Genomic DNA, 25,933 nt, shown 5'->3' with positions numbered 1-25,933 from the left:
CCGCCATCCCGAATCTCCCTGCTTCGACCATCATCACAGAATCACCAATCGGCTTCTGTGCAAAGGTCTCCTTGTGGGAGAAGGTGGATTGGCGCGCAGCGCCAAGACGGAAGAGGGGTGCTGGACGGAGTGCCGTCCTTGCCAAGCTGGAACACCCCTCATCCGACCGAGCTTTCGCTCGGCCACCTTCTCCCACAAGGGAGAAGGAGAGAAGGGCAGCGCTAGCGCTATAAAGTCCGGAAATCAAGCCGCCTGGCAGGCCTCGAAGCTTGTCTTCAGTCGCTCGGCGTCGAGTTCGCGGCCGATGAACACCAGCCGGCTCTCGTGCTTCTCGTCGTCCTTCCAGGCGCGCTGGTGGTCGCCCTCGATGATCATGTGCACACCCTGGATGACATAGCGCTCGTCATCGCCTTTCAGCGCAATGATCCCTTTCAGCCGCAGGATGTTCGGGCCTTCCATCTGGGTGACCTTCTCGATCCACGGGAAGAACTTTTTCGGGTCCATCTCGCTGCCGCGCAGCGACACCGACTGCACAGTCACGTCATGGATGTCGGAAGGGTGCGCATGATGATGCCCGTCATGATCGTGGTGATCATGGCCGTCGTGATCATGGTGATGGTGGTCATGATCATGATCATGATGGTCGTGATCGTCATGCGCCTCGAGGAAGTGCGGATCGTTCTCCAGCGCCCGGGACAGGTCGAACGCACCGCGATCGAGCACCTCGGACAGCGCCACGCTGGCGCGTGTGGTGCGATGGATTCGTGCCGCCGGGTTGATGGCGCGGATCGTCGCCTCCACCTTGCTCAGCTCTTCGGGGGTGACGAGATCGGTCTTGTTGAGTACGACGACATCGGCAAAGGCGATCTGGTCCTCGGCCTCGCGGGAATCCTTCAGACGCAGCGGCAGGTGCTTGGCGTCGACCAGCGCCACCACCGCATCGAGCCTGGTCTTGGAACGCACGTCGTCGTCCATGAAGAAGGTCTGCGCCACCGGCACGGGATCGGCGAGGCCTGTGGTCTCGACGAGGATGGCGTCGAAGCGGCCAGGCCTGCGCATCAGGCCTTCGACGACGCGGATCAGGTCGCCGCGCACGGTGCAGCAGACGCAGCCATTGTTCATCTCGTAGATTTCCTCGTCGGATTCCACGATCAGCTCGTTGTCGATGCCGATCTCGCCGAATTCATTGACGATGACGGCGTAGCGCTTGCCATGGTTTTCCGAAAGGATGCGGTTGAGCAGTGTCGTCTTGCCGGCGCCGAGATAGCCGGTGAGGACGGTTACGGGGATCTGCGTCTGTGCGTCGCTCATATTGTGCCTCGAATAGGGATTGTCGGCTCCATATAGGATGTGTGCTCGGCTTTTGCACGAGGCAAACCGGTGGGCCAAAGAGGGGCTGGTATTGCCGAACTTTCCTCACATTACCGAACTTTCATTGGCGCCGCCTGACAGCGGGCCCTAGATAGGCGGGGTCATTTGCGGAGCTGTTCGCGTTGAAGAGGCGCCAGATGTCCGACAAGTCGTTGCCACTAAGCCGTCGGCAGGCGCTCGGTCTCGTTGCGGTTACCGCTGGCGGCATATTCCTGCCCGCCGGTGCAAGGGCCGGGCAGGTTTCGCCCTATGCCGGGCTTGCTTTGTTCGAAGCCGGTGCCGGCGTCTGCGCCATCACGCCCGAGGTCACCGAAGGGCCGTTCTATTTCGACCCGAAGCTCGAACGCGCCGATATCACCGAGGGCAAGAAGGGCATCGGCCTCAATGTGCGGCTGCAAATCGTCGACGCCGCCTGCCAGCCGCTTCCCGGCGCACGCGTCGATATCTGGCATTGCGACGCCCAAGGCAGCTATTCCGGCTATCCCGGACAGGGCGACGGGCAGGATATCGACACGTCCGGCCAGAGCTTTCTCCGCGGCTGGCAGAGAACCGATGAAAGCGGCATCGCTTCTTTCGCCACCATCTATCCCGGCTGGTATCGCGGCCGCACCACCCACATCCATTTCAAGATCTTCCCCGACGACCGCTCGGTGATGACCGGCCAGATGTTCTTCCCCGACAGCCTCAGCGAGCAGATATTCGCCACCGTCGCGCCTTATAAAGATCGCCCCGGCAAACGCGATACATCGAACGCGCGGGACGGCATTGCGCGGCAGGCCGGGCCGCTGTCGCAGGCAGCGCTGCGGGAAATGGCGGACGCCTATCAGGCGTTGATGGTGGTCGCGGTGAAAGCCGGTTGAGAACACCTCGTCACGTCCCCATCCAGCCATTGCGGAAAGTCGTTTGTCATCTAACTGAAATAAACATCTGGCATTAGCCACGGCGAACACCGCGAAGCTTGCCGGCAAAGCTATTTTCCGAGCCGGAATGTTTTCGATCGTCATTGCCAATCGGCGGCCTGCTTCTATGCTGTCCGCTCCGGTTCGGCCGAGGAGGGATGAGCATGGCCAAGGCGGACAAGACTGCAACAATGAGCCGGCTGCATTCGGCGGCGCGGCTGGCGCGCACGGCGCTCGCCGCCCGGCTTCTGGCGCATGGTTTCTATGCCGGCCAGGACCAGATCATGCTGGCGCTCGACCGCGAGGACGGGCAGACGCCCGGCAACCTTGCCGGCCGCCTCGGCGTGCGTCCGCCGACCATCACCAAGACCATCAACCGGCTGCAGGCGCAGGGCTTTCTGGAGAAGCGGGCCTCGTCCGCCGATGCCCGCCAGGCGCATATTTTCCTCACCGACACCGGCCGCGAAATTATCCACGCCATCGAGAAGTCGGTGAAGAAGACCGAAAAGCAGGCATTGAAGGGTCTCGACAAGAAGGATCAGAAAGCGCTGTTCAAGCTGCTTGCCCGCGTCGAGGCGAACCTGTCGAACGGCGAAATGGTGCTCCCAGATGACGAACTGGATATCGAGGACAAGATGCTTGAATAAGGTCACGCGTTCGCCGCTGACGGCCGTCGCGTCAGTGCCGACCAGCGTCCCGGTGTGACGCCGAACGCCTTTTTGAAATGCCGATTGAAATGGCTTTGGTCACTGAAGCCGGCTGCGATGGCGATTTGCGCCAGTGGCTCGTCGGCTTCGATCATCCGACGGGCTCGTTGAAGCCGGCGCATCAACAGGAACCGGTGCGGGCTGGTGGAGAAGGTGGCGCGGAAATGCCGCGACAGGGCATAACGGTCCAATCCGGTTATCGCCTCCAATTCATCCGAACGTACGATCCGCGCGACATTTTCCTCCAGATAGTCGCGCGCCAGGCTGGCGGCGCGCCACGCAGTTTTCGCTACCGGTTTCGTCGGCTGACCGGCGTGCCGGGCCAAGCTTTGCATAAGCTGCGTCATGAAATCGACGACAAACAGCTCGTCCAGTTCCTGATTCAACGGCCCGAGCGCCGAAAGCAGCGTCGCCCGGAGATCGCGGTCTGTCACCACGGCATTCCCGACGAATGGTAGTGATCCGCCGCCGAGACAATCGAGCATCAGGGACGGCTCCAAATAGAGCATTCTGTATCGCAAGCCGTCTTCGGTGCCGGCACCGCCATCGTGCAGTTCGTCGGGATGAAGGATAATGATCTGGCCAGGCAGGCTCTGATGCGTTTGGCCGCGATAGCGGAAGCGCTGCACGCCATAAAGCGTCACCCCGATCGCATAGGTGTCGTGGCGATGGAGATCGAAGGCATTGCCGTGGAACCGGGCCTCGATGCGTTCCATCCCGGCAGCACCGGGTGCCGGTACGATGCAGTTCTCGGCTGCATCCACGCACAAACGTCCAAGACCCTGAAAGGCTTCCCGGTCTAGATCGTGCGCCATCGCTTCACTCGCAGCCTCGGATTGGCCCCCTTTTCGGATTGGAAACTGTCGCATGTTCGATACGAAATTTGCAATCGTGCTCAAGGATGATCTTCCCGTCTGGCAAAAGCTCAATGTCACCGCCTTTCTGACCAGCGGCATCGTCGCGCAATTTCCCGACATTATCGGCCACCCCTACCGTGATCGCGCCGGCAATATCTACAACCCGCTGTCGATCCAGCCGGTCATCGTGCTTTCGGCGGACGGCCAGACGCTCGGCGCGATCCAGCGGCGGGCGCTGGAGCGTGGTGTGACGGTTTCGCTCTATGTCGAGGATATGTTTTCGACCGGGTATGATCTGGCCAACCGCGCCGTCTTTGCCGAATTTGCGCCGGAGGATGCCAAGGTGGTCGGCATCGCGCTTCGCGCCGAAAAGAAGCTCGTCGACAAGATCACCAAGGGCGCCCGCATGCACGCCTGAGTCGTCGGCCACTAGGTCGGCCACTGGGAAACAAACTGAGCCTGTCGGCGGCTGTCGTTGTGCCAGACTGTTTTGGCTTGCCCGCAGGCGACAATTGCCGCATTGGTGAGGGACCGCCTTGCTTCCCGTCCGGCCTGAAATTGAATGCTCCCCCAAGACAAGACGAAAGCGCGACATCGCCGGCGGCGATCCTGTGCATGCTTTCCGTCTATGTGTTTTTCACCTTCCTCGACACCAGCAGCAAGTACCTTGTGCTGGCCGGCGTCTCGGCGCTGATCGTCGCCTGGACCCGCTTCGCGGTCCATGTGCTGATCGTCGGCGTCTTTCTGCACGGATGGCGTGAGCCGCTGCGCTTTCGTCCCGCCAACCTGCCGGCGCATCTCACGCGCGGTCTGCTCCTGTTCGGATCGACGATATGCAACATTCTCGCGCTGCGGACGCTGCAGCTGGCGGAAACCACCTCGATCTACTTCTTCGGCCCGATGGTGATCACCGCGCTTGCCGGTCCGTTGCTAGGGGAATGGGCCGGCTGGCGGCGTTGGCTGGCGATCATGAGCGGCTTTGTCGGCGTCCTCATCATCACCCGGCCGGGCATCGGGGTTTTTGGCGTCGGCCATCTCTTTGCGCTCGGCTCGATGCTATCGAATAGTTTCTACGTCATCATGACGCGCCGCATGTCGGCTACGGAAACCTCGGAAAGCCTCATCCTGTTTTCGGCGCTGGCGCCGGCCGTGCTGCTGCTGCCGACACTGCCGTTTTCGCCTTCGCTGCCGCAGGATGGCTGGCACTGGTTCATATTGCTGATGCTTGGCGTCTTCGGCGCCATCGGTCATTGGCTTCTTGTGCAGGCCTATCGCCTTGCCACCACCACGGCCCTGGCTCCCTATCCCTATTCGCAGATGATCTGGATGATCATCTCCGGCCTGATCGTCTTCAACCAGTTTCCCGATCGCTGGACGCTGGTCGGTGCCACAGTCATCGTCGCCAGCGGCCTCTACATCGTTCACCGCGAGCACCGGCTTCGCTTGCGCAACCGCGCGACGCTGGACGCGGAGGCGGAAGCGCTGGCAAAAAAACTTTGATTTGCGCGGGATCGATGGCATAAGAGCCGGCCTTTAAACAGTTTAAATTGCTTCGGGAGCGCAGGCCGCTGGCACAGAAGATCAAGCTTTCCACCATCGCGGATGCGCTCGGCGTGTCCACGGCCACGGTCTCGCTGGCCTTGCGCGACAGCCCGCTGGTCGCCGGCGGCACCCGCGATCGCATCAAGGAACATGCCCGCGCCATCGGCTATATCTACAACCGCCGCGCCGCCAGCCTGCGCACCTCGCGCTCGGGTATTGTCGGCGTCGTCGTCCATGACATCATGAACCCGTTCTTTGCCGAGATATTGCGTTCGATCGAGAGCGAACTCGACCGCAGCCGGCAAACCTTCATCCTGTCGAACCACTACGACCAGCTCGAGAAACAACGCACCTTCATCGACACGCTTCTGCAACTCGGCGCCGACGGCGTCATCATGTCGCCGGCCATCGGCACGCCGCCCGAAGACATAATCATGGCCGAGGAGAACGGTCTCCCGGCAGTGCTGATTGCACGCACCGTCGAAGGTGCCGACGTGCCGGTGTTTCGCGGCGACGATGCCTATGGCACCGGGCTTGCTACCAATCATCTGATCTCGCTTGGCCACAAGCGCATCGCAATGATCGGCGGTACCGACCAGACCTCGACCGGCCGCGACCGCTATCAGGGATATGTCAACGCCATGGAGGCGGCAGGGCTTGAGGTCAGGCCGTCCTGGCGCATCGCCGGCCCGCGCACCAAGCAGGCCGGCTTCGAGGCTGCCGGGCAGTTCCTGGCGCTGAAGGACAGGCCGACCGCGGCCTGCTGCTGGAATGACCTCGTCGCCATCGGCCTGATGAACGGCATCGCGCGCGCTGGTCTGGTGCCGGGCATCGACATCTCCGTTACCGGCTATGACGACCTCGAGGAGGCGGCGATCGCGACGCCTGCGCTAACCACCGTCTGGAACGGCCAGCGCGAGGTTGGCCGCCGCGCCGCCAGCGCGCTGCTCGACAAACTCAACGGACAGACGGTGCGGCCGTCGCAGGAACTGATCAAGCCGGAACTGCATGTGCGCCAGTCGACCGGCAAACCGGTGGAACGTGCATGACAAAAACCAAACAGCAAGCTGTCGCCATTCTGGTGCCGGGCCAGTTCAACGATCATGCGGTCGGCCGCATCGACGGGGTGTTCAGCCGCGTCCGGATCGAACGCGCCGATCCGTCGCTGGTCACCGACGAGATGCGCCTTACGGTGCGCGGCATAGCCGCCTTTGGCGGCATAAGCGCCGCGTTAATGGACGCGCTGCCAAAGCTCGAGATTATCGCCAATTTCGGCGTCGGCTATGATTCGGTCGATGTCCGCCACGCCGCACAGCGCGGCATCATGGTCACCAACACACCGGATGTGCTGACCGAAGAGGTCGCCGATACGGCGCTCGGCCTGTTGATCAATACCATCCGCGAACTGCCGCGCGCCGAGGCCTGGCTACGCCACGGAAGCTGGCTGCGCAACGGCAACTATCCGCTGAGCCGGCTGACCTTGCGCGGGCGCCATGTCGGTATCTTTGGCATGGGCCGCATCGGCCTCGCCATTGCCCGCCGGCTCGACGCTTTTGGGCTGCCCATTGCCTATCACAACCGGCGCCGCGTCGAAGGCCTGTCCTATGACTATCACCCGACGCTGAAAGGTCTCGCCGAGGCGGTCGACACACTGATCTCGGTGGCGCCCGGCGGGGCTTCGACGGAAAAGGCCGTCAATGCCGAAATTCTCTCGGCTCTTGGGCCGAACGGCGTCTTTGTCAACATCGGCCGGGGCAGCACGGTCGACGAACCAGCCCTTGCCGCCGCACTTGCCAGCGGCAGCATCGCCGCTGCCGGGCTAGACGTCTTTGCCGACGAGCCGAATGTGCCAGCGGCGTTGCTTGCCGCGCCCAACACCTCGCTTTTGCCGCATGTCGGCTCAGCCTCGCAGCACACCCGCCGCGCCATGGCGGACCTGTGCGTCGACAATCTGGTCTCGTGGTTTTCGCAGCGAAAGGCGCTGACGCCGGTGCCGGAGACGGCAAATGTCAAGGCAAGGCCGTAAGCGGGCTGCCATATCTATTAACTTCAGCTTAACCCTTCGGAATCATTCTGGTCCCTTCGCGGTGTATGTCCGCCTGACAGGACATGACAGCAAGATGAAGCGCGCCTCCCTGATCTCTTCGAACCGGCGCGCTTGAAATGCGCGGAGAACCAGGATGAAGACGCTTCCTGCATTGATGGCAGTCGCTGTGCTGTTCGGCAGCGCCCAGCTGTTTTACGCCGGTAGCGGTGAAAGCCGTGCAGCCAGTGAGTCACCGCCTTCATCCGGCAACTACAGGCTGGTAGCCCATGGCGACGAGGGGTCTTGTGCGGTCAGCCGCGGCGCCGAGATTTCGCAAGGTCTGTCGCTGTTGACGGTCGCAGCAAATTGCCGCCGGGTGTTGCCCGGCGTCGAGCAGGCGAAGTTCTGGCGAGAGCAGGATGACGGCACGGTCACCTTCAGCGCCAACGGCACCGATCCGATCGTCATGTTCTCAGTCGCCGACGGCGATGGTTACGAATCCTACGCGCCGGCGCTGCCGCTGCTGACGCTGGCGTCGGCCGGCAACTAGCGAGCGCGGCAGGACTATTCCGCGGCTGCGCGCGCACCCGATTTCGCCGCCTGATGCAGGCGCACCGCATCGCCGAATGCGCGAAATATCTTTACCGAGATACTGTCCGATTTGACCCAGTATTCGGGATGCCACTGGACGCCGACGGCGAAAGCCCGTGCATCGCGCACCGAAACCGCCTCGACAGTGCCGTCGGCGGCGACCGCTTCGACCTGCAGCTTTGGGCCAAGCCGGTCGATGGCCTGGCGATGCACCGAATTGACCATGATGTCGCCGGCGCCGAAGACCCCGGCCAGGCAGCTGCCGGGTTTTATCGCCACGCTCTGGCGGATGGCGAAGCGTTCGTCCTGATTGTCGCTTGCCGGCGCACGATGATCGAGCGAACCGGCGCGTTCCTGGATTTCGGTGGCCAGCGTGCCACCCAGCGCCACATTCATCTCCTGGATGCCGCGGCAGATGGCGAGCAATGGCACCCCGCGCTCCACCGCCCGGCGGATCAGCGGCAGCGTGGTGGCGTCGCGGGCGGGGTCGTAGGGACCATTGGCTTCGCTGGCGTCACCGCCATAGAGCGAGGGATGAACGTTCGATTTGGAGCCGGTGACCATGACGCCGTCGACGGCGGAAAGCAGTTCGTCGAAGTCGAGCCGGTCGGCGAAGGATGGTACCAGCAGCGGGAACACGCCTGCACCCGAAAGCGCCGCTTCGAGATATTGCTGTGGCGCGGCATGCCAGGTGTAATTGTCGAACTGGCGGACATCGGTCGATACGGCGACGAGCGGCTGGTGCATTTGGTCCGGATCCCATCGGGTGCAACGAATTATCTGCCTGCAAAATAGGCGATCCGAAGGCGCATTTCCATGGCAAGTTTCGGCGTGTCGCGTAGGCCAGTTAATCGACCTTAGACTATAGTTGCAAGATCTGGCCCAACGCCGTGAATTTCCCCGAAATGCGGCGCTCAAACCGGGCTACCGTGCTGGACTCGACTCCTTGCCTGTGTATTGTCGGCTCGAAGCCGATCCGGGCGCCGAAGTGTCCCGAATGTCGGTCAGTGGATCCAAAAGGGAGGAACTTCATGGATCGTCGTTCGTTCATCCGCAAGGCCGGCACCACCGGTTTCGGCGCTGCGGCCGCTGCCGCGACACTTGCCGCGCCGGCCATCGCCCAGTCCAATCCGAAAGTGACCTGGCGACTGGCGTCGTCCTTCCCGAAGTCGCTCGATACGATCTATGGCGGCGCCGAAGTGTTTTCCAAGATGCTGTCGGAGGCGACCGACGGCAACTTCCAGGTCCAGGTCTTCGCCTCCGGCGAACTCGTTCCCGGCCTGCAGGCCGCCGATGCCACCACAGCCGGCACGGTCGAGGCCTGCCATACCGTGGCATACTATTACTGGGGCAAGGACCCGACGTGGGCGCTGGGAGCGGCGGTTCCGTTTTCGCTCAACGCGCGCGGCATCAACGCCTGGCACTATCATGGCGGCGGCATCGATCTGTTCAACGAGTTCCTGGCGACGCAGGGTCTGTTCGGGCTGCCGGGCGGCAATACCGGCGTGCAGATGGGTGGCTGGTTCCGCAAGGAGATCAAAACGGTCGCCGACCTTTCCGGCCTCAAGATGCGTATCGGTGGTTTTGCCGGCAAAGTGGTGCAAAGGCTCGGGGTGGTTCCGCAGCAGATCGCCGGTGGCGACATTTATCCGGCGTTGGAAAAAGGCACGATCGACGCCGCCGAATGGGTCGGCCCTTACGACGACGAGAAGCTCGGCTTCTATAAGGTTGCGCCCTATTACTACTATCCCGGCTGGTGGGAAGGTGGACCGACCGTCCATCTGATGTTCAACAAGGCGAAATACGACGAACTTTCGCCGGCTTACAAGTCGCTGGTGCACACTGCCGCCCAGGCGGCCGATGCCAACATGCTGCAGAAATACGACTACCTCAACCCGGCGGCGGTGAAGCGGCTGGTTGCCGGCGGTGCCAAGTTGAGCCCATTCAGCCAGGAGATCATGGCCGCCTGTTTCGAAAAGGCCAACGAAGTCTATGCCGAGATGGAAGCCTCGAACGCGCCGTTCAAGAAGATCTGGGATTCGATCAAGGCGTTCCGCAAGGAGCATTATCTCTGGGCGCAGGTGGCCGAGTACAACTATGACACCTTCATGATGGTCCAGCAGCGCAACAGCAAGCTCTAGAACATTCTGCGACGCCGAGTGGCTCCACTCGGCGTCGCAGAATGGGCTAAAACAAAGCGGATGCCCGGTTTTATTTGAATGCATTCCGCTCCAGGAAGACGTGGTTCTTGTCAAAGAACCCTGAGCACGCCCCGTGTTCCTTCCTGTCAGCCTCGGACGCACTGACTTCCACCGGTATTCCCGCCCGGAGCATGGCAATCGAACACTGTCGACTTGATGCGGCCACGCATCAGTTGCTGGACCTCACCCGGTTGTAGGCCGGCGTCGGCATAGGTGGCGGGGTCGCCTTTCCCCGGCTTCATCAGCCCGGCTTTATCAGATTGAGGATGAAGCCATCGATGCGACGCAGAACCGCGAAGCCTGGCGGTGGCAACTGGCCCGATGGATCAGCTCTGAGGCACTACCAGGACTTTGACCTCACCTGGCGCCGGCGGGTTGGCAATGATCGCCACCGCCTCGTCGAGGCTGACTTGTCGTGATATCAGCCGATCTACTTCGATCGCCCCCGAGGCGATAAGATCGGCGGCCCGGCGATGGGTAAAGGGGTTGAGGAAGGAACCCAGGACCTTCAACTCACGGAATAGGAGATCGAACGGTTCGAACGCCACTTTCATGCCTTGCGGCATCACGCCGACGACGACGACGGTGCCGCCCGCTTTGGCCAGCCGCATCGCCTGCTCAACAGTGTCTTTCACGCCGGCGCATTCGAACACCACGTCGACGCCGCCCGGCATCAAACCCGACCGGCCGACGATCGCATCGATGACATCGAAGGCGCTGGGATCGAGCGTCGCCGTTGCGCCAAATTGCTCGGCAAGAGCCCGCCGCGAGGCCTGACGGGTCGACAAGATAATGGTCGTCGCACCGGCGAGCTTTGCCAGCTGAACGGTGAGCAGGCCGATCACGCCGCCGCCGAGCACCGCGACCGACGAGCCTGGTTTGATCGCGGCAAGGTCCACGCCATGCAGGCAGCAGCCGAGCGGCTCGCAGAAAGCACCATGCGTAGGCTTCAGATCGCCTGGCAAGACGAAGGCCTGTTTCTGTGGCAGGACAAGATATTCGGCAAAGCCGCCATCGCAATGGATGCCGATGGCGCGTAGATTGCCGCAGAGATTGACCCGGCCGGCCTGACAATGCTCGCATCGGCCACAGGCAATGTTGGGATCGCCGGTGACGCGGTCGCCGACGGAAAAGCCGGATACGCCAGGTCCGACCGCCTCGACGATGCCGGAGAATTCATGCCCGAGCGTCACCGGCGGCGTGCACGGGAATTCACCATGGAAAAGATGCCTGTCGGTGCCGCAGACGCCGCACGCCTCGATGCGCACCAGCAGATCGTTCGGCCCGGCGGTCGGTTTCTCGGCCTCGCACACGGCGAGGCTGCCCACTCGCTCCAACCGAACCGCCTTCATGGCTGCCGGGCCTTCCTCAGTTGAAACTCGGTGGTTGCGACAGATCGATCGCCGGCGCCGCCGGTTTCGCGGGCGGCTTTTCGTCGAAGCTCGGCGGCTGCGACAAATCCGGTGTGGAAGGTGAGGCTGGGGCAGTGCCGCCGTTGGCCGGCGGCGTGCCAAGCGGCGACAAGCCGATGCCAGGCGTTTCCGGCACCTGGTAGTTGATGGTGCCAGGATCGACGACAGTGCCTTTGTAGTGCATCACCATCTGCGGGAAGGCGATGGTCAGGCCGATCATGATCACCTGGATGCAGACGAAGGGCACTGCGCCCCAATAGATCTGCCCTGTGGTGACGGGCGCGATCTGCTTGCCGGTGAGTCGGTCGAGATAGGGCACGCGCGCGGCGACCGAGCGCAGATAAAACAGCGCGAAACCGAAGGGCGGATGCATGAAGGAGGTCTGCATGTTGACGCCCAAAAGCACGCCAAACCAGATCAGGTCGATGCCGAGTTTGTCAGCCGCTGGCGCCAAAAGCGGCACGATGATGAAGGCAAGCTCGAAAAAGTCGAGGAAGAAGGCGAGCACGAAGACGAGGATGTTGACGCCAATCAGGAAACCGACTTCACCGCCCGGCAGCGACGTCAACAGGTGCTCGACCCAGATGTGGCCATTGACGCCGTAGAAGGTCAGCGAGAACACCCGCGCGCCGATCAGGATGAACAGAACGAAGGACGACAGCCTGGTCGTCGAGGCCAGCGCCTGCTTGACCACGTCGAGCGACAGCCGCCCCTTCATCGCCGCCATTGCCAGCGCGCCGACGGCGCCCATGGCGCCGCCTTCCGTCGGCGTGGCGATGCCAAGGAAGATGGTGCCCAGCACCAGGAAGATCAGCGCCAGCGGCGGGATCAGCACGATGATCACCTGCTGTGCCAGTCTGGACATCAGGCTGATCTTCAGGCGCTGGTCGACGATCGCCACGACATAGATGAAGATGACGCCGATGGTGGCGCCGAGGATATCGGCGTTGCCGCCATGGTTCGGCGCAAGGTAGCGATACGCCGCATAGGAAACCACCACCGCCGCCAGCAGCGCCGCCAGCAGCGACAGCACGCCGTGGCCGAGCGTGCGGGCCTCCAGCGGCAGGGCCGGCATCGACTTCGGCCGGAAGATCGACATGAGCAGAATGTAGAGCATGTAGATGCCGGTCAAAATGAGCCCGGGGATCAGCGCTCCCTTATACATATCGCCGACCGAGCGGCCGAGCTGGTCGGCCAGGACGATCAGCACCAGTGACGGCGGGATGATCTGGGCGAGCGTCCCGGACGCGGCAATGACGCCGGATGCCAGCCGCCGGTCGTAGCCGTAGCGCAGCATGATCGGCAGCGAAATCAGACCCATGGCAATGACGGAGGCCGCCACCACGCCGGTCGTCGCGGCGAGCAGCGCGCCGACGAAAATCACAGCATAGGCGAGGCCACCACGGACAGGTCCGAACAACTGGCCGATCGTGTCGAGCAGGTCTTCGGCCATGCCGGATCGTTCGAGCACGATGCCCATGAAGGTGAAGAACGGGATCGCCAGCAGCGTATCGTTCGACATCACCCGGCTGCCATAGAAATTATCCGGCAACGCGTGCAGCAACGGCCAGGCGAGATTGATCGAGCCGCCCGAATAGGGCGACAGAAGCACGCCGATGAAGAAGAACATCAGGCCGTTGGCGGCGAGCGAGAAGGCGACGGGATAGCCGATCAGCAGGAAGACGACCAGCGAGGCGAACATGATCGGCGCCATGTTCTGGGCGATGAACTCGATCACGAGCGCACCTCTTCGACGAGCGCCTTGGCTTCTAGCTCGGCCTGCTCATGCACCGATATGAACGGAGTGGGATCGTCCATCTGACCGCGCATGATGGCGATTTTCTTGATGATTTCTGAAATGCCCTGCAGCGCGAGCAGAAAAAAGCCGACCAGCAGGATCGCCTTCGCCGGCCAGATGATCAGCCCGCCGGAATTGTTCGACATCTCCCCGCTGCGATACGACAGCGACACATAGGGAACGAAATAGACCACCATCAACGTCACGAACGGCATCAGGAAGAAGACGTGACCGAAAAGGTCGATCCAGTGCTGCACGCGGCGCGAGAACATGCCGTAGACGATATCGATGCGGATATGGTCGTTCTGCTTCAGCGTGTAGGCGGCGGCCAGCATGAAGGCGGCGCCGAACAGATACCATTGCAATTCCAGCCAGGCGTTCGAGGACATGTCGAACACCTTGCGGATGACGGCGTTGGCGGCGCTTACCAGGATCGCCAGCAGGATCAGCCACGAAACCCATTTGCCGATGAATTCGTTCAAACGGTCAATGGTTCTGGAAAGAGCGAGAAGCCCTGCCATGCATTCCTCCCTTGTGTCAGAGCGCGGCGGTTCCCTGTCCGTCGCGTCGCTGTGGACCAACGGTATGCAGTGCGTGGTCCGGCGGGTCAACACGGGACAGCCCGCATAAACACAGTTGTGAGATGACGGGCGGCAAAATGCTGCCGCATCCTTTGCATGTCCAAGGACATGCGGCGCTTTCACCCAAGCAAAGTCGGGTGCGGCTCAGGCGATCTTCTGTTGGTCGCGGCCGGCGCCGATCAGCACAAGCATGGCGACGAGGAACAGGTACATCCAGCCGTCCCGCCATTCGAGCGGAAAATAGCCGGCCCATAGCGATTCGGCCATGCCGAAAGCGGCGGCGCCCAGTGCCGCCCGCAAAGGCGAAAGATAGCCGCCAACTGCGGTCACGAACAGGATTTTCAACCCGTAGACCAACCCTGTGCCGAAGCTGATGTTACCGTAGTAGAAGGCGGCGAGCACGCCAGCCAGTGCCGCGCAAAGGCCGCCGAAAAGCACCGCACGCCGAAACACCGCACGGACATCGACGCCGCACATCGCAGCCGCCTTGGGATCGTCGGATACGGCGCGCCAGCTCCGGCCGAAGCTCGAATATGCGAAGCCCCAAGCAGCCAGCGCTATGGCCGCCAGTACGGCGGCGCAATCGAGCAATTGGATCAGCGTCAACGTCGCCTTGAAGCTGGCATTCTGCGCGAAGACGATGGTCTGGGCCAGCATTGGCGGCAACCATAGGTCATGGGTATCGGCGGCGATGCGGCTGGCTTCCGACAAGACCAGCAATATGCCGAGCGTCGTCACCACGATGGCGTTGGGCGAGCGGTCGGCCAGCGGTTCGAAGATACTTCGCGACAGGACATGGCTGAGCAGCGCCGCATAAAGGAATGCCGCAGCTACGCCGAGCGCGACCGATGCAAACAGCGTCAGCCACAGCGCCTGATAGCCGAACGCCGCGGTGAGGATCATCGTATGCCCGCAAAAGGCGAACAGCGCGCCATAGGCAAGATTGGTACGGTGCAGGATGCCGTTGGTCAGCACGTAGCCGAAGGCAAGCAATGCGTAGAGCGCGCCCGAATGCAGCCCGTTCAGAACCTGCTGGAAGAAATAGAGCATGCAAGACCCTCTATGCATGCCCCGCAATCGGGGCAGAGGTTTGGGACGAACGATATTCTCAGTACGGCGATCGCCTCAGTGACGAGCGTTGCACCCGGAATCTAACTTGTCAAACGCGAGTTATCAGTTAGATTCGCCATATGACAGTATCCTGGACTCCGCACCGCTTTACCGGTGGCATGCTGGCGCTCGATACGGCGAACACCGTCGTTTTGCGGAACGATCCGGAGAAAACTTTCGACCGTTTCGACGATCCGGCCGAGATCGCCCGCTTTGCCGAAGCGGCGAGTGCCTTTCGCGCCGCCTAGCGGGGCGGCAGGCGGCTCGTAGCGCCGGCGCCTGAAAAGATCGCACCGGTGGTGCTGTCGATTCGCGAGACGACCGATCGGCTGTTTCGCGGCGCGGTATCGAAAGGTGCGATCGACACCGCCGATATGCCTGAATTCCTGGAAGCCTGCGCCGACGGCCTCGCCCATGGCCACACCGAAATCGGCACGCCTGGAAAACCGTTCGGTGATCCGGCAACGCCGATCGCCTTCGAGGCGGCGCTCGCGGTCTCGGCGCTGTCGCTGCTGCGTAGCGACACCATCGCCAGGCTGCGGATATGTCCGAACTGCAGCTGGCTGTTTGTCGACAAAAGCCGCAATTCCAGCCGCCTCTGGTGCGACATGGCGGTGTGCGGCAACCGCCAGAAGGCAAACCGACACTATCGCCGCCGGACCGCGGCCAGGGAGGTCACCAATGTCTAGAAGATTCTCACGCGCGATGATTGTCGTCGCGGCGTTGTTCGCGGCGGCCGCGCTCGGCGCCTGCCGTGATTCCGGCAAGGACCAGCTGTTCGCCATTTCCGGGAAGCTGTTCGAGTTCAACTACCGGCTGGGTATCGCCACCTATGTCATCACCCTCAATCCGCTGCGGCCGGTGGGTGAGGGGCAGGTCGCTGTGGTCTCCTTCCAGAACCCGGCCGGTGGTGATCCGATCATCGTCACCCAGAAAATATGGCCGAAGCTGCCGCATGTGACGCTCACCAGCCCGCCGCTTACCTGCGTTGTCAAGGACAAGCCCTATGCGGTGTCGATCCGCATCGAGGATTCCAGCGGCAAGTTGCTGCAGAGTTTCGCGACCACTCTGACGTCCTCGCTCGACCAGTCGGTCCTGCCCGACCGGCCTCTGGTGGTCGGGCCAGTCTACGAGCTCAACAAGGACTTGGCCGGCCATGTCGACGGCAAGCTGCCCGGTGAACCGAAGCCCAGTTGCCCAAAGGCTGCATGATGCATCACCAGCGGCACTGACCGCCGCCGGAATTTTTCATGCTCGGCCATCCTCCCCGACAGGCGTTTCGTGGCGCCACACGGCCGCGCACGGATCGTTTGTTGCGGACCGCCTGGCACCTTCGATTTTGTTTGACCTCCCCGGCAAGGGAAGAAAGACTGTGGGCACTCGACTCCGACGTTGGCCGCGCACCACCAGGCGCGGCCTCCGCACAGGAAATGCCTGATGACGCTGCACAATGTCGCGCTCGACGACAAGTTCGACCTGGCAAAGGAGCGCATCTTCCTGTCGGGTGCCCAGGCAGTCATCCGCATGCTTCTGATGCAGCGCGAGCGCGACCGCCGGGCTGGCCTGAACACCGCCGGTTTCGTCTCCGGCTATCGCGGCTCGCCGCTCGGCGGCCTCGACATGCAGCTGTGGAAGGCCAGGAACCAGCTCGCGCAGTCGGACATCGTCTTCCAGCCCGGTCTCAACGAGGAGCTCGCCGCCACCGCCTGCTGGGGCTCGCAGCAGGCCGAATTGCTGGGCGAGGGTACCCATGACGGCGTTTTTTCGGTCTGGTACGGCAAGGGTCCGGGCGTCGACCGCTCCGGCGACGTGTTCCGCCACGCCAATCTCGCCGGGTCGTCGAAACATGGCGGCGTGCTGGCCCTGATGGGTGACGACCACATGGCCGAATCCTCGACCAACGCGCATGCCACCGAGTTCCTGTTCGTCGACACCATGGTGCCGATCCTTAATCCGGCCGGCGTCCAGGAGATCATCGACTACGGCCTCTACGGCTTTGCCATGTCGCGTTTTGCCGGCACCTGGGCGGCGATCAAATGCGTCAAGGACAACATCGAATCGACGGCCTCGGTCGATGCCGCGCTCGAACGGCTGAACATCATCGTGCCGGACTTCGACATGCCGCCCGGCGGCCTCAATATCCGTAACGAGATCGACATGCTCGGCCAGGAGGAGCGGCTGCATGAACACAAGCGCGCCGCCGCTTCGGCCTTCATCCACGCCAATGGGCTGAACCGGATCGTCTATTCGGGCGGCAGCAGCGCCAAGCTTGGCATCGTCACCATCGGCAAGAGTTATCTCGATGTTCGCCAGGCGCTGGAGGATATCGGCATCGACGAAGCGGCCGCCAGTCGCATCGGTATCAGGCTGTTCAAGGTCGGCTGCCCGTGGCCGCTCGACCTGCAGCACATCGCCGACTTTGCTCGCGGCCTCGATACCATCGTCGTCGTCGAGGAGAAACGCTCGCTGATCGAGGTGCAACTGCGCGAGAACCTTTACGGCACCGCGACGCAGCCGATCATCGTCGGCAAGAAGGACGAGCGCGGCGACTGGCTGTTCCCGGCCAAGGGCGCGCTCGACCCCAACGATATTGCCATCGCGCTCGGCGAGAGGATTTTGCGAACGATCGGCCCGTCGGAAGAAATCGCCGCGCGGGTGGCGAAGTTGCGCCAGTTCCAGGCGATGCTGGCCGACACGTCAGACATCGCCTCGCGCACGCCCTTCTTCTGCTCCGGCTGCCCACACAATTCCTCGACCAAGGTGCCGGACGGCTCGCTCGCCGCCGCCGGAATCGGCTGTCATTTCATGGCGCTGTGGATGGACCGCAACACCGTCGGCTTCACCGCCATGGGCGGCGAGGGCGCGCAGTGGGTCGGCCAGGCGCCGTTCTCGAAGCGCGAGCACATCTTCCAGAATCTGGGCGATGGCACTTACAACCACTCGGGTGTGCTGGCGATCCGCTTCGCGCTGTCGACCGACGCCAACATCACCTACAAGATCCTCTACAATGACGCCGTCGCGATGACCGGCGGGCAACCGCACGAGGGCGGCCTGACGGTGGACATGATCGCAAGGCAGGTGCGCGCCGAGGGCGTGGAGCGCATCGCCATCGTCACCGACGAGCCGGACAAATATACCGGCAAGGTGGAATTTCCCGCCGGCGCCACCATCCATCACCGCGACGACCTCGATCTCGTCCAGCGCGAGTTGCGTTCGGTCAAAGGCGTCTCGGTGCTGCTCTACGACCAGACCTGCGCCGCCGAGAAGCGTCGCCGCCGCAAGCGCGGCACCTTCCCCGATCCCGACAAGCGTATCTTCATCAACGAGCTGGTCTGCGAAGGCTGCGGCGATTGCGGCGTGCAGTCGAATTGCGTCTCGATCCAGCCGGTCGAGACCGAATTCGGCCGCAAGCGCAAGATCGACCAGTCGAGTTGCAACAAGGACTTCTCGTGCGTCAACGGTTTCTGCCCCTCCTTCGTCACCGTCCACGGCGCCAAAATCAGGAAAGCCGAAGGCATAGCCGGCGCGGCCGACCCGCTCGCGGGGGTGCCGGCGCCGGCGCAATTTACGCTCGGTGAACAAGGCTGGGCGGCGATCATCGACGGTGTCGGCGGCACCGGCGTCGTCACAATAGGCGCGGTGCTCGGCATGGCCGCGCACTTGGAAGGCAAGGGCTGCGGCATGATCGACATGGCCGGCCTCGCCCAGAAGGGCGGCTCGGTGTTCACCCATGTCCGCATCGCCCGCACGCCGGACGACATCCACGCCATTCGGGTATCGGCCGGCAAGGCCGATCTCGTGCTCGGCTGCGATCTCGTCGTTTCGGGTGCCAAGAAGGTGTTGGCCGCGGTGCGCGAAGGCCATACCATCTTCCTCGCCAACACTGCCGAGATCATGCCGGGCGAGTTCGCCCGTTCGGCCGATTTCTCGCTGCCCGTCGAGCGGCTGAAGAAAGCGATAAGAACGGCCGCGGGCGACGACAGGACGCATTTCTTCGACGCTACCCGCACCGCCACCGCGCTGTTCGGCAGCTCGCTTGGCGCCAACATGTTCATGCTCGGCTTCGCCTTCCAGCACGGCGGCTTGCCGCTGTCGGCGGAGGCGGTCGAGAAGGCGATCGAGCTCAACGGCGAGGCGATAGCGATGAATATCGCGGCATTTCGCTGGGGCCGCCGCGCCGCCCACCAGCCGGATTTCGTGCGCAGCCTTCTTGCCCAGCCGGGCAAGGCCACGCAGCATGCCGCCATTGCCGAGACGCTGGACGATATCATTGCTCGCCGCGTCGCCTTCCTGACCGCCTATCAGAACGCCGCCTATGGCAAGCGCTATGCCGACAGACTGGCGGCGCTGCGCAAGGCCGAAACCAATGCTGTGCCCGGGTCGACCGTGGTGACCGAGGCTGCCGCAAAGAACCTGTTCAAGCTGATGGCGATCAAGGACGAATACGAGGTGGCGCGGCTTTATACGGACGGCTCCTTTGCCGCAGAGATCGCAAAGCAGTTCCAGAGCTACGGCAAGCTTGAATTCCATCTCGCACCGCCGATCATGGGCAGGCGCGGCAGTGACGGCAAGCCGAAGAAATCGAGCTTTGGCCCGTGGACGATGAACGGGTTCCGCCTGCTGGCGGCGATGAAGGGCCTGCGCGGCACCGCTTTCGACCTGTTCGGCTACAGCGCCGAGAGGCGTATGGAGCGGCAGCTTCTTGCCCTCTATGAAGCCGACCTGGAGCTTGTCGCCGGCGCGCTGGCGCCGGGCAAGATCGAGGTTGCTGCCGCGCTTGTTTCGGTGCCGGCGCTCATCCGCGGCTTTGGCCACGTCAAGCAGGCCAGTGCCGAAAAAGCCGCCGGCGAACGCCAGCGTCTGCTCGACCGCCTCTCGACGGCGCCGCTGCGGCCGCAACTTCAAGCCGCCGAATAATTCAGCGCTGTGATACGCCTTGTTTACCTGAACTGTAGTTTCCCTGCTTCCGCTGCGTCACCAATGAATGCCAATAGAGCCAGAACCGCTGCTCTAAACCTTTCTTAAGGCCAATGTGACACTGCTGGGTTCCCCAGGGTTGGGATCCAGGCGTGAATCTGAGACGAAAAAACGAGATTCCGGTCGACGTTTACATTCCGTTCGTGGAAACGCTGTTTCGCGACGGGTTCACGCTGTCGATCGGCCTTGTTGCGCAGACGCTCCTCGTCATTCTGGTCTATTGGAAGACCATGGACTTGGCGTATCTTCTAGTTGCCGCTGGGCTCATCATTGTCGGTACTCTGCGCCTTCGCAACATCCGAAAATACGGGCGACTTCCTTCCCCGACGACGTGGGAAGAAGCCCATGATCGCGAAAACGATTACATAATTTTCGGTTCGATGCATGGTTTCATGCTTGGCGCGTTCTGTTTCGTCAGTATCTATCTGGCAAATGACAGCCACGACAACTATGCCGAAATAGCCTCTGTCTGCGTCACTCTGGCATCGGTCACGTCGATTGCCGGCCGCAATTATGGGTCGCCGCGCATGGTTATGATTTTTATCATAACCACCACATGGCCCATATCGCTTGGCTTTATCCTGCGCGGCGATATCTACCACATCATCCTCGGTCTGATGTCGGCCCCTTTTCTGTTTGCGATCAAGCGGTTCGCCGACATCGTCCGCGAAGTCCTGTTTACCGCCCTGTCGGAGGAAAAGAAGGCGAACCGCATCGCGCAGCGTTTCAACCGCGCGCTCAACACCATGTCGCATGGCCTTGTCATGCTTGGTCCCGACGGCCGGGTGGCGGTGGCCAATGCCGAAGCCGCGCACCTGATGTCGCTCAAATCGGCCGATGCGCTGCTAGGCCGCTCGATCCACGGTCTGCTGATGCGCGGCGCTGCAGGCGGCATGCTGGCGCCGAAAGATTGCCGTTACATCGAAGCCCAGCTGACGCGTGCGTTGCGCGAGGGCCGCGACCGCAAGGTCCTGGTCTCGCTCACCAACGGCCAGCACTATGAATTTTCGGCGCGCGAAGGCAGCCAGGAACTGGGCGTCGTCACTTTCGAGGATGTGACCGCCCGGGTCGAGGCGGAAGACAAGATCCGCTTCATGGCGCGCTACGACAGTCTCACCGGCCTGCCCAACCGCGCCTACTTCCACGAGTTGGTGGTGGAAGCCATGGCCTCAGGGGATCCCGAGCGTCTCTGCGGGCTGGTGGTGCTCGATCTCGATGATTTCAAGAGCGTCAACGACACGCTCGGCCATCCGGTCGGCGACGGATTGATCTACGCCGTTGCCGAGCGGCTGGCGGCAGTCGCTGGGCCAGGCATCACCGTTAGCCGCTTTGGCGGCGACGAGTTCATGATCTTCTTCGAGCGCATCGAGGATGAAAGCCACCTGACCGGCCAGGTTGATGAGATCTTTGTCAATCTACAGGGCGAGGTCGATGTCGCCGGCCACGGATTACGCATCCAGGCCAGCGGCGGCGCGGTGCTGTCGCGGGTCAAGGATACCGACGTTGACGCCATGATCGTCAAAGCCGACCTTGCACTCTACAAGGCCAAGGAGCTTGGCAAGAACGGTTGGCGGCTGTTCGAGGCCTCCATGGATGCTGCCTTCCGCAGCCGTCAGCTGATGAAGGCGGACCTGCGCAGCGCCGTGGAAAACAAAGAATTGCGGGTGGTCTATCAGCCGATCGTGGCGATGAGCACGATGCGTATCGCCAGTTGCGAAGCGCTGTGCCGCTGGGATCATCCCGATCTCGGGCCGATTTCCCCCGGTATCTTTATTCCGCTGGCGGAGGAAATGGGGATTATTTCCGACATCAGCACCTTCGTCCTGCATGCGGCCTGCACGGAATGCGCCAAATGGCCGGCCCAGACCAGCGTGTCGGTCAATCTCTCGGCCAAGGATTTCCGCAACCGTGATGTCATCCAGAAGGTTCGCGACGCGCTGGCTGAATCCGGTCTCTCCGCCGGACGTCTGGAGATCGAGGTCACCGAGACGGCGCTGCTCGACGACAAGTCGCTGACACGCCAATATATCGAGGAGTTGAAGCGGCTCGGCGTGCGCATTGCGCTCGACGATTTCGGTACCGGGTATTCGAGCCTCAGCTATCTCCACAAACTGCCGCTCGACAAAATCAAGATCGACCGCTCGTTCCTGATGGATGTCACTCAGAACAGCCGGTCGCTCGAATTGCTCAAGGGCATCGTCAACCTGTCACGGCCGCTGGGACTTTCGGTTACCGTCGAAGGTGTCGAGACCTTCGAACAGCTCAAGATCCTGGCATTGCAGGTCAAGCCGGACCTGGTCCAGGGCTTTCTGTTCGGGTCGGCACTCAGCGCGTCCGGCATCGAGACGATGTCGAGCACCGTCTGGCCCTTCGCCAAGGACATCCAGACGGCAAGGAAGGCGCCGCGGCGCTGACTTCGCGCTGAAAGACCGCGTATTTTAGTATAATTTTATTAATTGTTAACCTTAATGACCGGTAAACGAGCTCCTACTTATTTTCATCTTTACATCTCATGACCCGTCCGTAGTGTCGGCTGGTGGCGGTAATCGCGGGGAATAGAGTTCATGTGTGCCCAGTTGAGTTCGCTCGGCCATGCGGCGGGCGCTGGTGGGAAAGATGCGTCCGAGACCATGTCCAGCTTCGCGCAACATGTTTATGCGCTGCTTGACCGGACGGAGTACCGACGCTGTGAAAGCGGCGAGGACTTCGAAAGCATTTACAGGCTGCGCTACAATTCCTATCGGATGAACGATCTCGTGCCCGAGAATGCGTCCCGTCAGGTCCATGACGAGTTTGACGAACTGCCCAATTGCCATACGTTCGGAATCTACATCGAGGGGCGGCTGGTCAGCACAATGCGCCTGCATAACGTGTCTGCTGATAACGCCACATCACCAGCGCTCAGCGTCTACAAGGACTTGTTGATGCCGCGTCTGGCGGCCGGCGAAGTCTTTATCGACCCGAGCCGTTTTGCCGTGGACGCCGAATGGTCACGGCTTTACCCGCAGATCCCGTATGTGACGCTGCGCCTTGCGGGCATGGCTTGCTTCCATTTCGGCGCGCCTTATTGCATATCCATGATCCGCGAGGACCATGCGGCTTTCTACAAGCGCATCTATCGGGCGCGACCGATCGGCGATGCGCGGCCCTATGCCGGCGTGATCAACTGTTTCGCGCTGCTTTATCAAGCCGATGTCCTGGCGATCAAGAATGAAACCTACGCTCGCTTTCCGTTCTTCCGTTCGACGCCAATGGAGCAGCGCATGTTGTTCGATACGCCCGGTGCCGGCGAACTCGCCCCGCTGACCATCCTGCCCACCGCCAAGTATTTTCGCGAAGCCGCCTGAACGAGCCCATGGAGCCTTCCGGTCGCTTCGGCGTTCTGGGCAAGGGTGCTGGTGGTAGGTCGGCATCGCCGGCGTCCGCCAAGCATCGCTTCGATAGCGATCCGATCAAAGGAACCGATATGACCATTTCCACGCTCGCCCTTACCCCGCTTATCTCGCTGATTGCAGGCGTGCTGATCCTGGTGATGCCGCGGCTGCTCAATTATATCGTCGCCCTTTATCTGATCGTTGTCGGCCTGCTCGGTCTGTTCCCGCATCTCGCCGGCTAACGACATTGGCAATAGCGGACCTGCCGTCCATTGTGATTGGTATCGCCGCGCTCCGCTCCGCCTCGTTTTCAGGCTCGGGTCAGTCATAACCGCTGCGCATGTTGCGCCACATCGTTGACGCAGCGATTTCCAGTTTCGCTTGAGACAGTTGGCTGCGGCGATGCGGCAATAGCGCCATTGCCCTTAACGCGGCTTTTCGCTATGTGCCTGAAAGATGTCTTCGAAGGGGTATTCCTATGGCTGAACACACGCCGACCGGTCCTGTCGAACTGGGCGCGAAGATGGACTATGCCGAGCACGACCGCACCTATGCCGGCTTTGTGATGCTGGCCAAATATGGGTCGCTATTTTGCGCCGCCGTGCTTCTGGCCATGGCGTTCGGCTTCTTTGTGGGCGGCTTCTTCTCGGGGACTATCCTGTTCGTGCTGATCCTGGCCGTCGGCGCCTTTATTCTCCGATAGACTCCTCCAACCTTTGTCGAGGGCGCCGCCGGTGGCCGGCCGGCGTCTTGGGTAACGGGTTCCGGCCGAAAGGATCATGCGGTGGGACAGACGGTTTTCATCCCTCGTGAGCTCGACGCGAACGAGCCGCGCGTCGCGGCCTCGCCCGACACGGTGAAACGGCTGGCGGCGCTGGGTTTCGGCGTGGTCGTCGAAGCCGGCGCAGGCACTGCTTCGCGCATTCCCGACGAGGAGTTTGCCAAGGCCGGCGCCGCGATCGGCAAGGCCGGCGATGTTTCCAGGGCTGATGTCGTGCTGAAGGTGCGCCGGCCGAGCGATGCCGAGCTGAAAGCCTATCGGCCGGGCACTGCCGTCATTGCCATCATGGATCCATATGGCAACGATGCTGCCGTCGCCGCGCTGGCCAAGGTTGGTGTTACTGCCTTTTCCATGGAGTTCATGCCGCGCATCACCCGTGCCCAGTCGATGGACGTCCTGTCCAGCCAGGCGAACCTCGCCGGCTATCAGGCAGTGGTCGACGCGGCTGCCGAATATGACCGGGCACTGCCGATGATGATGACGGCCGCCGGCACGGTACCGGCGGCGAAGGCCTTCATCATGGGCGTCGGCGTCGCCGGTCTGCAGGCCATCGCCACCGCGCGCCGCCTCGGCGCCGTGGTCACCGCCACCGATGTGCGCCCGGCCGCCAAGGAGCAGGTTGCCTCGCTCGGCGCAAAATTCCTGGCGGTCGAGGACGAGGAGTTCAAGGCGGCCGAGACGGCCGGCGGCTACGCCAAGGAAATGTCAAAGGAGTATCAGGCCAAGCAGGCGGCGTTGACCGCCGAGCACATCGCCAAGCAGGACATCGTCATCACCACCGCGCTGATCCCCGGCCGTCCGGCGCCGAAGCTGGTCTCGGCGGCGATGGTCGCCTCGATGAAACCCGGCTCTGTGATCGTCGACCTCGCGGTCGAGCGCGGCGGCAATGTCGAGGGCGCCGAAGCCGGCAAGGTGGTGACCACGGCCAACGGGGTAAAGATCGTCGGCCATCTCAACGTTCCCGGTCGCGTCGCCGCCTCCGCTTCGCTTCTCTATGCCAGGAACCTCTATGCCTTCCTCGAGACGCTGGTCGACAAGGCGGCGAAGACGCTTGCCATCAACCACGACGACGAACTGGTCAAGGCGACGATGCTGACCGATGCTGGCAAGATCGTGCATCCGGCTTTCGCAAAGGCTGAGCAGGAGCCGCCAAAGGGCCAATATGTCGAACCACCGGCCATTCCGGCCAGGACGATGGTTGCCGAGGCTTCGGCGAAGCCGGCTGCGAAGAAAACGGCGGCTTCGAGGAAGCCCAAGACCACCGGAGGGATCGCGTGATGGATCAGACTCTGCAGAAAGCCCTCGACCAGCTCGACCAAGCGACAGCTGCCGTGCGGCTTGCGGTGCAGAACCTGGCGGCCGCGCCCGGGACCGAGGCGGCGGGTGACGCCGCTCACGCGCTGTCCGGCGGTGCCATCGATCCGTTCGTCTTTCGCTTCGCCATCTTTGTCCTGGCGATCTTCGTCGGCTACTACGTCGTGTGGTCCGTCACGCCGGCACTGCACACGCCGCTGATGGCGGTCACCAACGCCATTTCCTCCGTCATCGTCGTCGGCGCGCTGCTGGCCGTCGGCATCTCGGCCTCAGGGCTTGCCACCGGCTTCGGCTTCGTTGCGCTGATGCTGGTATCGGTCAACATCTTCGGCGGCTTTCTCGTCACCCAGCGCATGCTGGCCATGTACAAGAAGAAGGAAAAGTAGGCCGCT

The 25,933-nt window shown here is 62.3% G+C and carries 23 protein-coding genes and 1 pseudogene; 17 read left to right on the top strand and 7 right to left on the bottom strand.

From position 1 onward, the window contains the following. Nucleotides 1-243 precede the first annotated feature (243 nt). On the bottom strand, nt 244-1,311 hold the full coding sequence (locus tag NKJ32_RS15895) for a CobW family GTP-binding protein (RefSeq protein ID WP_352620708.1): 1,068 nt from the start codon (nt 1,309-1,311) through the stop codon (nt 244-246). Nucleotides 1,312-1,508: 197 nt separating this feature from the next. Between NKJ32_RS15895 and NKJ32_RS15890 the strand changes: the two genes are divergently transcribed. Both NKJ32_RS15890 and NKJ32_RS15885 read left to right on the top strand, forming a co-directional pair. Next, on the top strand, nt 1,509-2,231 hold the full coding sequence (locus tag NKJ32_RS15890; RefSeq protein ID WP_352620710.1) for an intradiol ring-cleavage dioxygenase: 723 nt from the start codon (nt 1,509-1,511) through the stop codon (nt 2,229-2,231). 203 nt (nt 2,232-2,434) lie between these two features. Beyond that, complete coding sequence (locus NKJ32_RS15885) at nt 2,435-2,917, top strand: MarR family winged helix-turn-helix transcriptional regulator (protein ID WP_254816029.1); 483 nt, start codon at nt 2,435-2,437, stop codon at nt 2,915-2,917. 2 nt (nt 2,918-2,919) lie between these two features. Here the strand turns inward: NKJ32_RS15885 and NKJ32_RS15880 are convergent, their stop codons facing one another. Beyond that, entirely contained in the window at nt 2,920-3,792 is an 873-nt protein-coding gene (locus NKJ32_RS15880; protein ID WP_023676242.1) for an AraC family transcriptional regulator, read from the bottom strand. Between the two features lie 52 nt (nt 3,793-3,844). Between NKJ32_RS15880 and NKJ32_RS15875 the strand changes: the two genes are divergently transcribed. The 5 genes from NKJ32_RS15875 to NKJ32_RS15855 all read left to right on the top strand — a co-directional run bounded on the left by NKJ32_RS15875 (nt 3,845) and on the right by NKJ32_RS15855 (nt 7,952). Continuing rightward, nucleotides 3,845-4,252 carry a DUF2000 family protein gene (locus tag NKJ32_RS15875; RefSeq protein ID WP_352620712.1) on the top strand — a complete coding sequence of 136 codons (408 nt, stop codon included), beginning with the start codon at nt 3,845-3,847 and terminating at the stop codon, nt 4,250-4,252. A 197-nt stretch (nt 4,253-4,449) separates the two neighbouring features. Beyond that, complete coding sequence (locus NKJ32_RS15870; protein ID WP_352620714.1) at nt 4,450-5,334, top strand: DMT family transporter; 885 nt, start codon at nt 4,450-4,452, stop codon at nt 5,332-5,334. A gap of 68 nt (nt 5,335-5,402) precedes the next feature. Further along, the gene (locus tag NKJ32_RS15865) at nt 5,403-6,425 is read left to right on the top strand and encodes a LacI family DNA-binding transcriptional regulator (RefSeq protein ID WP_023676245.1); all 1,023 of its coding nucleotides are present in this window, start codon (nt 5,403-5,405) and stop codon (nt 6,423-6,425) included. Then, nucleotides 6,422-7,402: a 2-hydroxyacid dehydrogenase gene (locus NKJ32_RS15860; protein WP_352620716.1), complete on the top strand. Its 981-nt coding sequence runs from the start codon at nt 6,422-6,424 to the stop codon at nt 7,400-7,402. The genes NKJ32_RS15865 and NKJ32_RS15860 overlap by 4 nt, the downstream gene beginning before the upstream one ends. A gap of 154 nt (nt 7,403-7,556) precedes the next feature. Next, nucleotides 7,557-7,952 carry a hypothetical protein gene (locus tag NKJ32_RS15855; RefSeq protein WP_352454732.1) on the top strand — a complete coding sequence of 132 codons (396 nt, stop codon included), beginning with the start codon at nt 7,557-7,559 and terminating at the stop codon, nt 7,950-7,952. Between the two features lie 14 nt (nt 7,953-7,966). Here the strand turns inward: NKJ32_RS15855 and NKJ32_RS15850 are convergent, their stop codons facing one another. Beyond that, nucleotides 7,967-8,740, bottom strand: a complete 774-nt coding sequence (locus NKJ32_RS15850) for a gamma-glutamyl-gamma-aminobutyrate hydrolase family protein (protein ID WP_352620718.1) — start codon at nt 8,738-8,740, stop codon at nt 7,967-7,969. A 284-nt stretch (nt 8,741-9,024) separates the two neighbouring features. Between NKJ32_RS15850 and NKJ32_RS15845 the strand changes: the two genes are divergently transcribed. Continuing rightward, nucleotides 9,025-10,134, top strand: a complete 1,110-nt coding sequence (locus NKJ32_RS15845; protein ID WP_352469878.1) for a TRAP transporter substrate-binding protein — start codon at nt 9,025-9,027, stop codon at nt 10,132-10,134. Between the two features lie 386 nt (nt 10,135-10,520). On the opposite strand, the gene NKJ32_RS15840 is transcribed toward NKJ32_RS15845, so the two are convergent. From NKJ32_RS15840 to NKJ32_RS15825, 4 genes are all read right to left on the bottom strand, one after another. Beyond that, nucleotides 10,521-11,546 (bottom strand): zinc-dependent alcohol dehydrogenase family protein, encoded by a 1,026-nt coding sequence (locus NKJ32_RS15840; protein WP_352620720.1) that lies wholly within the window; start codon nt 11,544-11,546, stop codon nt 10,521-10,523. Nucleotides 11,547-11,562: 16 nt separating this feature from the next. After that, on the bottom strand, nt 11,563-13,341 hold the full coding sequence (locus tag NKJ32_RS15835; RefSeq protein ID WP_352620745.1) for a TRAP transporter large permease: 1,779 nt from the start codon (nt 13,339-13,341) through the stop codon (nt 11,563-11,565). Next, entirely contained in the window at nt 13,341-13,925 is a 585-nt protein-coding gene (locus NKJ32_RS15830; RefSeq protein ID WP_023676252.1) for a TRAP transporter small permease subunit, read from the bottom strand. The genes NKJ32_RS15835 and NKJ32_RS15830 overlap by 1 nt, the downstream gene beginning before the upstream one ends. 204 nt (nt 13,926-14,129) lie before the next feature. Then, on the bottom strand, nt 14,130-15,035 hold the full coding sequence (locus NKJ32_RS15825) for a branched-chain amino acid ABC transporter permease (RefSeq protein WP_023676253.1): 906 nt from the start codon (nt 15,033-15,035) through the stop codon (nt 14,130-14,132). Between the two features lie 140 nt (nt 15,036-15,175). Here NKJ32_RS15825 and NKJ32_RS15820 point away from each other — a divergent pair. From NKJ32_RS15820 to NKJ32_RS15780, 9 genes and pseudogenes are all read left to right on the top strand, one after another. After that, a pseudogene (locus NKJ32_RS15820) lies at nt 15,176-15,784 on the top strand (CGNR zinc finger domain-containing protein). Next, nucleotides 15,777-16,307: a hypothetical protein gene (locus NKJ32_RS15815; RefSeq protein ID WP_352452209.1), complete on the top strand. Its 531-nt coding sequence runs from the start codon at nt 15,777-15,779 to the stop codon at nt 16,305-16,307. Before NKJ32_RS15820 ends, NKJ32_RS15815 begins: the two are co-directional and overlap by 8 nt. Nucleotides 16,308-16,532: 225 nt before the next feature. Next, nucleotides 16,533-20,012 carry an indolepyruvate ferredoxin oxidoreductase family protein gene (locus NKJ32_RS15810; protein WP_352578572.1) on the top strand — a complete coding sequence of 1,160 codons (3,480 nt, stop codon included), beginning with the start codon at nt 16,533-16,535 and terminating at the stop codon, nt 20,010-20,012. A gap of 152 nt (nt 20,013-20,164) precedes the next feature. Beyond that, nucleotides 20,165-22,486, top strand: coding sequence for a putative bifunctional diguanylate cyclase/phosphodiesterase (locus NKJ32_RS15805; RefSeq protein ID WP_352620723.1), 2,322 nt, complete (start codon nt 20,165-20,167; stop codon nt 22,484-22,486). A gap of 150 nt (nt 22,487-22,636) precedes the next feature. Further along, nucleotides 22,637-23,419: an N-acyl amino acid synthase FeeM domain-containing protein gene (locus NKJ32_RS15800; protein WP_023676258.1), complete on the top strand. Its 783-nt coding sequence runs from the start codon at nt 22,637-22,639 to the stop codon at nt 23,417-23,419. A gap of 119 nt (nt 23,420-23,538) precedes the next feature. Beyond that, on the top strand, nt 23,539-23,688 hold the full coding sequence (locus tag NKJ32_RS15795) for a DUF3096 domain-containing protein (protein WP_013528205.1): 150 nt from the start codon (nt 23,539-23,541) through the stop codon (nt 23,686-23,688). A gap of 236 nt (nt 23,689-23,924) precedes the next feature. Further along, nucleotides 23,925-24,149, top strand: a complete 225-nt coding sequence (locus NKJ32_RS15790) for an aa3-type cytochrome c oxidase subunit IV (protein ID WP_352522521.1) — start codon at nt 23,925-23,927, stop codon at nt 24,147-24,149. 81 nt (nt 24,150-24,230) lie between these two features. Next, nucleotides 24,231-25,505 carry a Re/Si-specific NAD(P)(+) transhydrogenase subunit alpha gene (locus NKJ32_RS15785; RefSeq protein WP_352578573.1) on the top strand — a complete coding sequence of 425 codons (1,275 nt, stop codon included), beginning with the start codon at nt 24,231-24,233 and terminating at the stop codon, nt 25,503-25,505. Then, nucleotides 25,505-25,927, top strand: a complete 423-nt coding sequence (locus tag NKJ32_RS15780) for an NAD(P) transhydrogenase subunit alpha part 2 (RefSeq protein WP_036238371.1) — start codon at nt 25,505-25,507, stop codon at nt 25,925-25,927. The genes NKJ32_RS15785 and NKJ32_RS15780 overlap by 1 nt, the downstream gene beginning before the upstream one ends. Nucleotides 25,928-25,933: the final 6 nt, after the last annotated feature.

It is taken from the genome of Mesorhizobium sp. M0159, from assembly GCF_040322295.1.
GTDB lineage: Bacteria > Pseudomonadota > Alphaproteobacteria > Rhizobiales > Rhizobiaceae > Mesorhizobium.
This window is presented reverse-complemented; position numbering and strand designations above follow the sequence as displayed.

Excerpts from the sequence above, each read along its gene's own strand:
- NKJ32_RS15895 (WP_352620708.1), bottom strand. The coding sequence starts at position 1,311 with ATGAGCGACGCACAGACGCAGATCCCCGTAACCGTCCTCACCGGCTAT.
- NKJ32_RS15890 (WP_352620710.1), top strand. The coding sequence starts at position 1,509 with ATGTCCGACAAGTCGTTGCCACTAAGCCGTCGGCAGGCGCTCGGTCTC.
- NKJ32_RS15885 (WP_254816029.1), top strand. The coding sequence starts at position 2,435 with ATGGCCAAGGCGGACAAGACTGCAACAATGAGCCGGCTGCATTCGGCG.
- NKJ32_RS15880 (WP_023676242.1), bottom strand. The coding sequence starts at position 3,792 with ATGGCGCACGATCTAGACCGGGAAGCCTTTCAGGGTCTTGGACGTTTG.
- NKJ32_RS15875 (WP_352620712.1), top strand. The coding sequence starts at position 3,845 with ATGTTCGATACGAAATTTGCAATCGTGCTCAAGGATGATCTTCCCGTC.
- NKJ32_RS15870 (WP_352620714.1), top strand. The coding sequence starts at position 4,450 with ATGCTTTCCGTCTATGTGTTTTTCACCTTCCTCGACACCAGCAGCAAG.
- NKJ32_RS15860 (WP_352620716.1), top strand. The coding sequence starts at position 6,422 with ATGACAAAAACCAAACAGCAAGCTGTCGCCATTCTGGTGCCGGGCCAG.
- NKJ32_RS15855 (WP_352454732.1), top strand. The coding sequence starts at position 7,557 with ATGAAGACGCTTCCTGCATTGATGGCAGTCGCTGTGCTGTTCGGCAGC.
- NKJ32_RS15850 (WP_352620718.1), bottom strand. The coding sequence starts at position 8,740 with ATGCACCAGCCGCTCGTCGCCGTATCGACCGATGTCCGCCAGTTCGAC.
- NKJ32_RS15845 (WP_352469878.1), top strand. The coding sequence starts at position 9,025 with ATGGATCGTCGTTCGTTCATCCGCAAGGCCGGCACCACCGGTTTCGGC.
- NKJ32_RS15840 (WP_352620720.1), bottom strand. The coding sequence starts at position 11,546 with ATGAAGGCGGTTCGGTTGGAGCGAGTGGGCAGCCTCGCCGTGTGCGAG.
- NKJ32_RS15830 (WP_023676252.1), bottom strand. The coding sequence starts at position 13,925 with ATGGCAGGGCTTCTCGCTCTTTCCAGAACCATTGACCGTTTGAACGAA.
- NKJ32_RS15825 (WP_023676253.1), bottom strand. The coding sequence starts at position 15,035 with ATGCTCTATTTCTTCCAGCAGGTTCTGAACGGGCTGCATTCGGGCGCG.
- NKJ32_RS15815 (WP_352452209.1), top strand. The coding sequence starts at position 15,777 with ATGTCTAGAAGATTCTCACGCGCGATGATTGTCGTCGCGGCGTTGTTC.
- NKJ32_RS15810 (WP_352578572.1), top strand. The coding sequence starts at position 16,533 with ATGACGCTGCACAATGTCGCGCTCGACGACAAGTTCGACCTGGCAAAG.
- NKJ32_RS15800 (WP_023676258.1), top strand. The coding sequence starts at position 22,637 with ATGTGTGCCCAGTTGAGTTCGCTCGGCCATGCGGCGGGCGCTGGTGGG.
- NKJ32_RS15795 (WP_013528205.1), top strand. The coding sequence starts at position 23,539 with ATGACCATTTCCACGCTCGCCCTTACCCCGCTTATCTCGCTGATTGCA.
- NKJ32_RS15790 (WP_352522521.1), top strand. The coding sequence starts at position 23,925 with ATGGCTGAACACACGCCGACCGGTCCTGTCGAACTGGGCGCGAAGATG.
- NKJ32_RS15780 (WP_036238371.1), top strand. The coding sequence starts at position 25,505 with ATGGATCAGACTCTGCAGAAAGCCCTCGACCAGCTCGACCAAGCGACA.